This window comes from Caballeronia sp. (assembly GCF_028292365.1).
Lineage (GTDB): Bacteria > Pseudomonadota > Gammaproteobacteria > Burkholderiales > Burkholderiaceae > Caballeronia.
Genome location: NZ_JAQGMM010000179.1, coordinates 1 through 5,477 on the forward strand (window position 1 = coordinate 1; position 5,477 = coordinate 5,477).

Annotated in this window: 7 protein-coding genes and 1 pseudogene; 2 read left to right on the top strand and 6 right to left on the bottom strand. The window is 60.0% G+C overall.

From position 1 onward, the window contains the following. Together hpnH and JWR14_RS11025 are read left to right on the top strand one after the other, a co-directional pair. Window positions 1–962, top strand: a 962-nt coding sequence (gene hpnH, locus JWR14_RS11020; RefSeq protein ID WP_299705838.1) for an adenosyl-hopene transferase HpnH, incomplete at its 5' end; no start/stop codon positions are given. A gap of 185 nt (window positions 963–1,147) precedes the next feature. Then, on the top strand, window positions 1,148–1,399 hold the full coding sequence (locus JWR14_RS11025; protein WP_299705841.1) for a hypothetical protein: 252 nt from the start codon (window positions 1,148–1,150) through the stop codon (window positions 1,397–1,399). Window positions 1,400–1,504: 105 nt separating this feature from the next. Here JWR14_RS11025 and JWR14_RS11030 read toward each other — a convergent pair whose 3' ends face one another. From JWR14_RS11030 to JWR14_RS11055, 6 genes and pseudogenes are all read right to left on the bottom strand, one after another. Then, window positions 1,505–1,900, bottom strand: coding sequence for a type II toxin-antitoxin system VapC family toxin (locus JWR14_RS11030; protein WP_299705844.1), 396 nt, complete (start codon window positions 1,898–1,900; stop codon window positions 1,505–1,507). Next, on the bottom strand, window positions 1,897–2,133 hold the full coding sequence (locus JWR14_RS11035) for a type II toxin-antitoxin system Phd/YefM family antitoxin (RefSeq protein ID WP_299705847.1): 237 nt from the start codon (window positions 2,131–2,133) through the stop codon (window positions 1,897–1,899). The genes JWR14_RS11030 and JWR14_RS11035 overlap by 4 nt, the downstream gene beginning before the upstream one ends. Window positions 2,134–2,333: 200 nt before the next feature. Further along, entirely contained in the window at window positions 2,334–2,960 is a 627-nt protein-coding gene (locus JWR14_RS11040; RefSeq protein WP_299705850.1) for a phospholipid-binding protein MlaC, read from the bottom strand. A 108-nt stretch (window positions 2,961–3,068) separates the two neighbouring features. Next, complete coding sequence (locus JWR14_RS11045; protein ID WP_299705853.1) at window positions 3,069–3,563, bottom strand: Lrp/AsnC family transcriptional regulator; 495 nt, start codon at window positions 3,561–3,563, stop codon at window positions 3,069–3,071. Window positions 3,564–3,573: 10 nt separating this feature from the next. Continuing rightward, a complete protein-coding gene (locus JWR14_RS11050) occupies window positions 3,574–5,214 on the bottom strand; it encodes an acyl-CoA synthetase (protein ID WP_299705856.1) in 1,641 nt (546 codons plus the stop codon). A gap of 27 nt (window positions 5,215–5,241) precedes the next feature. After that, window positions 5,242–5,477 (bottom strand): annotated as a pseudogene (locus tag JWR14_RS11055) (2,4-dienoyl-CoA reductase); the annotation flags it as partial.

Genomic DNA, 5,477 nt, shown 5'->3' on the forward strand with positions numbered 1-5,477 from the left:
TCGCGGCTGTCGACGAATGCGGTGCGCCGGTAGTTTCCATTGCTGGCGGCGAGCCGCTGCTGCACAAGGAAATGCCCCAGATCGTGAAGGGCATCATCGCGCGCAAGAAGTTCGTTTATCTCTGCACAAACGCGCTGCTGATGGAAAAGAAGATGGACGACTACGAGCCGAATCCATACTTTGTCTGGTCGGTTCACCTCGATGGCGACAAGCAGGCGCATGACCATTCGGTCTCGCAAGACGGCGTGTACGAGAAGGCCGTTGCAGCGATCAAGGAAGCGAAGCGCCGCGGTTTCCGCGTGAACATCAACTGCACGTTGTTCAACGATGCCGACCCGGAACGCGTCGCGAATTTCTTCGACACGCTCGGCCCCATGGGCGTGGACGGCATCACGGTGTCGCCGGGTTATGCGTATGAACGCGCGCCGGATCAGCAGCACTTCCTGAACCGCGAAAAAACGAAGTCGTTGTTCCGCGATATTTTCAAGCGCGGCGATAACGGCAAGCGCTGGTCGTTCAGCCAGTCGAGCATGTTCCTCGACTTCCTGGCCGGCAATCAGACCTACGAATGCACGCCTTGGGGCAACCCGGCGCGTACCGTGTTCGGCTGGCAGCGTCCGTGTTATCTGCTCGGTGAAGGGTATGTAAAGACCTTCAAGGAATTGATGGAAACCACCGAGTGGGACAAGTACGGCACGGGCAAGTACGAGAAATGCGCCGACTGCATGGTGCATTGCGGCTTCGAAGCCACTGCCGTGATGGATACGGTTTCGCATCCGCTGAAGGCGGCGCTCGTCGCCTTGCGTGGTCCGCGTACTGAAGGCGCGTATGCGAAGGACTTGCCGGTCGACAATCAGCGCCCGGCAGAATTCGTATTCTCGAAGCACGTTGAGATCAAGCTGGAAGAAATCGGCCGCGCGAAGAACAACAAGGGCGGCAAGCAGACAACGATCGCGGCTTGAGTTTGCGCGTAAGTTTGCGCACGTGGCCTTGAGCGGATGATCACTCAAGCTCACTGCATGCAGCAAAAGGAACGGGTGGATAAGGTCGCGACGAGCGGCGTTATCCACCCGTTTTGTATTTCAAGATGCGTAAGGGGCGCGCCCGTGTAGCATCACGGGTTTTCAAGGCAACCAAGCAGGAAGCAATGGCTGATTTCAGCGTGATGATCAATCTCGGCAAAGCCGATCTGGACGACTACTCTCTCTTGGCGAAGATGCTGCACAAGACCGGCTTCAGCGAGACGAAAGCAGCGCAAGTGGCATCGGACTATCGGCTGTTGCCGGCATCGTTCAAGTACTCCAGTGAGACCGAAAACCTGACCGCCGTGAGGGAGAAAGCACTGAAGTCGGCGAAGAGCGTTTCCTCGAATGCAATGGTGCTTGTGTCGGAATGCTGAGGCGGGGGTAAAGCTAAAGGCTGCAAGGGCGGAACTTGCTGCGCATAAAGTCTCCCTTGGGGATAGAGCCGAAGGCCTGGACGTCACCCCTCTTCGCGGTCTACCTCACCAGATGGTCTTGACGTGGGCGTAAGCCCTTATCTTAAGGTCCTTGGTCACGAGCGGCGCGGCAAACTTCCGCGCCGTCGCTACGATCAACCGGTCCGCGGGGTCTTTGTGGAACTCGCCTGGAAGCTGGACGGATTTCACCGAAATATCAACGTCAACAGGGGCGAACCTCACACCAGGAATTTGCGCCACGGTCGCCAGCCAGTCTTCGACATCCATTGAGAATGCTACAGTTTCACGCTCTACGAGCATGGCGATTTCCCAAGCCGAAATTGCCGAAACAATGATTTCCCCACCGGCTTGTTCACGTTCGATTGCATTCTTTGCTCTTTTGCTAAGCGCGGCATCGTTAGTTGCCCACCAGATCAACGTGTGCGTATCCAGAATGATCACTGCGCGGCCTCCCAATCGCCTTCCCCAACCGGGTCCATCGGATTGTCATAACGCAACAGCGAGCCACGCAGAAGATCTAGTGGATCCGGCGCATCGGCGCGATACGGCCGCAATTCCAGCGTGGGCTTGCCGTGGTCGGTGACGATCAAGCTTTCCCCCGACGACTCCACTAACCTGAAGAATTCAAGTGCTTTCGCCTTGAACTCGGATTTCGATACTTGCCGATTTGGCATATTATGCCCCTAGTCATATGTCTATGGTCATTTTAGCCAGTGTGAGATGTTTTGTAAATGGTTATGCATTGACAAATTACTGCGCAAAAAGGGCGCATCCTGGCTTGTCGCCAGATGCGCCCTTTTGTTCTGCTCTAGAGTTGCTTCGAACCCCTCACCCGCGCTTCAAGCACGAGTCCTGGTCGTGCCCAACCTCTTCCTTACTCCGCCGTCCGCGCGTTGTGTGCGGTCAGGAACTTGATCAAACCATCCACGCCACCCTTCGACAACTGACCCGCGAATTGCGTCTGGTACACCTGGATCAGCCACGCGCCCATCATGTCGATGTCGTAAATCTTCCAGCCGTCCGGCGTCTTTTCCAGTCGATAACGCACCGGGTTATCGCCGCCGCTCGAGTGCACATGCGACTGGACGACGGCGTCTTTCCCGCCCGCATCGAGCGTGGGAGGATCGAATGTGAACTTGACGTCTTCATCACGTAATTGCGACAGCGACGACGTGTAGGTGCGCACCAGCAGCGTCTGGAATTGCTCGTAGAGCGCCTTCTGCTGGTCGGGCGTCGCCGTGCTCCACGCCTTTCCGACAGCAATCCGCGTGGTGCGCTGGAAGTCGGTTGCCGGCACGAAACGCGTCTGCACCAATTGCGTGATCTTGGCCATGTCGCCGCCACGCGCAACGGGATCGGCCTTCATTGCGTTGACGGTGCCTTCCACAGCGTTTTTAACGACAGCATCAGGGCTCGTCTGCGCAAACGACGTGCTGGAAAACAGCGCCGCCGACAACGTCAGGACGAACAAAACCACACGGATAGGGAAATAGCGTTTCATACGACCGTTATCGAGTAATGGAGGGCGGCGTTCAGCCCAAGGCGCCGGGTTAGCGGAAAACGCAGTAAGTATATCGACCTGCGTCTGCCGTGACAGTTCAGTCCACCCTCATACCTGCGGACTCGGCCCGCGCTCCAGATACGTCGTCAACGCAATATAACTTCGCGTGCCGGTGAATCCCTCGATTGAATGAATTCGCTCCAGCAGATGTTCGAGCGTCTGCGTGTCGCGGGTTCGCACTTTCAGCAGCATCGCACTTTCGCCGGTCACCGTATGGATCTCTTCGACGTCCGGAAACTCCGCCAGTTGCAGTAGTTGACGCGTGACGGCCCAACTGGAGGTATCGACGTGAACGAACGCCAGCAGCGGCCGGCCCACGCTGGCGCCATCCAGCGCGGCCACAGTGGCCTTGACGACGCCATCTTGCTTCAGGCGCTTCGCCCGCTCGTGAACGGCAGGCGCGGACAAATGCAGCAGGCGGCCAAGCTCGGCGTAGGTCCGCGTGGCGTCTTCGGCCAGCAATGCCAGCAGCTTGCGGTCGGTCGCGTCCAGGGCAGCAGCAGCGGGCGGCTTGCGTCTGAGCGGTGCCGTCTCTGACGTCATCGGCGGGTCCTCATGGTTTGGTCGAATTGTTCAGACCCGGCAACCCCGCCCGCAATTCCTTGCGCATCACCTTGCCGGTCGGCGTCATGGGCAATGCATCCACAAACCTGACCTCGCGCGGATATTCATGCGCGGCCAGCCGCGTCCTGACGTGCTGCTGAAGCTCGCGAACCAGCGCTTCGTCTCCTGCGAACCCCGCATTCAGCACAACGAACGCCATCACGATTTCCGTGCGCGCCGCGTCCGGTGCACCGACCACCGCCGCCATGCTCACGGCGGGATGGCGCAACAAACAATCTTCAATGGGCGCGGGACCGATCCGATAACCCGCGCTGGTAATCACGTCGTCGTTGCGGCCGACGAAGCGGATAAACCCCTCGGCGTCGCATAAGCCCAGGTCACCGGTCAGCAGGAACTGGCCGCGAAATTTATCGCGCGTGGCCGCTTCGTTGTTCCAGTAGCGCAGGAACATGACCGGGTCGGGCGCGGCAATCGCGATATTGCCGGGCGTGTCGGGCGGAAGTTCTGTGCCTTCATCGTCGACGATAGCTACGCGATGTCCCGGCACGCTACGTCCGATTGCCCCCGGGCGTGGCTCGAACAGCGCGGAACACGACGACACCACCACGTTGCACTCGGTCTGTCCGTAGAACTCGTTGATGGTCACGCCAAGCGCCGACCGGCCCCACGCGATCAACTCCTCGCCGAGCGACTCCCCGCCGCTCGCCACCGCGCGCAACGACAACCGCCACTGCTCGGGACGCGCCACCGAGCGCATCATCTTGAGCGCGGTCGGCGGCAGGAATGTGTGCGTAACACCGTGACGCGCCATCAGATCGAAAGCGGCGGGACCATCAAATTTCTCAAATCGCCGCGCAAGCACCGCTACGCCGTGATGCCAGGCGGGCAGAAGGACATCGAACAGGCCGCCAATCCACGCCCAGTCGGCGGGCGTCCACATCAGCCGGGCTTGCGCCGGGAAAAGTCCTTGCGACATCTCGACACCCGGCAAATGCCCCAACAACGCACGATGGGCAAGCAGCGCGCCTTTGGGCTTTCCCGTCGTGCCGGACGTGTAGATGATCGCGGCGGGGTCGTCGCAGGAGGTATCGGCCGGGGTGAAGACGTCCGGTTCCGCGCGCAGCGAATCCCAGAACGAATGGGCGTTCTTGCGGGCGGTGGTTTCAACGCAATAGGCCGCTTTCAGGTCCGGCAGCGTCTCGCGAACCTCCTCCAGCTTCTCGAAACCCGCGCGGTCGGTGATCAGCGCGGCTGCGCCGCTATCGGCGAGCCGGTACTGGATGGCATCGACGCCAAAGAGCGCAAACAGCGGCACCGCGATATAACCCGCCTTGTAGATGGCCAGATGCGCGATGGCGGTCTCCGGCGACTGCGGCAGGAAGATTCCCACGCGATTCCCCCGCTTGAGCCCCGCGCGGGCGAGCGCGTTGGCGAACTGGTTGGAGAGCGCCTTGAGGTCATCGAAGGTGAAACGCGTTTCCGACCCTTCGCGCGTCTCGTAGATGAGCGCGAGGCGGCCGGTACCGTCGGCCCATTTATCGCAGACGTCCACACCGATGTTGTAGTGCGCGGGCACCTTCCACGAAAATGCCGCGGCGAGAGTTTCATATGAATCGGCTGCGGGAAGCATCGCTTCTCCCTGGTTCCTGATTGAGTCTCACTCGCCGGCGCTCGATTGCGCGGCTTGATCGTTGGATTTGTCGGCGGTGGCCAATTCCTGCAACCCCGCAGGCGGCTGATAACGCGAGAACCCGTTGAATTCCAGGGTACGCCCAGCGGCCGCCAATGGCCAAGAATGCCGTGCGTTCGGCACGCCGCCATCGACGCGAATCACCGTCCCGTTGATAAACGCCGATGCCTCGGACAATAAAAATACCGCCGCCGCGGCCAGTT